Here is a 612-nt window from a genome sequence, read left to right on the forward strand (position 1 = left end):
ATCTCAACACGGGATACACGTGGGTTGTAGAGCTTGATTTGGAGAAATTCTTCGATCAAGTGAACCATGACAAATTGATGCACCTTCTGAGCAAGAAGATTAAGGATCGTCGAGTTCTAGAACTCATCGGGAAATACCTTCGTTGTGGCATTATGGAAAATGGGCTCGAACAGAAGCGAACAGAAGGTACACCACAGGGTAGTCCTTTGAGTCCACTTTTGTCTAATATTATCCTAAACGAGTTGGACACAGAGCTAAGCTCGCGAGGACATCGCTTCGTACGCTACGCCGATGATTGTAGCATCTACACGGGGAGTAAGAAATCCGCACACCGTGTTATGAACAACATCACTAGCTACATCGAATCTGTCCTCAAACTGAAGGTAAACCGAGAAAAGAGTAAGATAAGTAGGCCTGTTCAAAGTAGCTTATTAGGTTTCAGCTTCTTCAAAAATCGAGGACACTGGCACATTCGTATTTCGCCTAAGAGTATCGAGCGGATTCGAGAGAAAGTACGTCAAAATACTCGCCGAAACTCACCAACTCTTATGCATGTACGATTAACTAAGTTAAGGCAAATTACTCGGGGGTGGATCAACTACTTTCGTATAG

At 43.6% G+C, this 612-nt stretch carries 1 protein-coding gene; it reads left to right on the forward strand.

Annotated features, from left to right (window positions below; translation table 11 throughout):
• On the forward strand, positions 1-612 hold a 612-nt coding region (locus HP439_RS19330), incomplete at both ends, for a reverse transcriptase domain-containing protein (protein ID WP_246229432.1).

The organism is Sphingobacterium shayense (assembly GCF_013179575.1).
Lineage (GTDB): Bacteria > Bacteroidota > Bacteroidia > Sphingobacteriales > Sphingobacteriaceae > Sphingobacterium > Sphingobacterium shayense.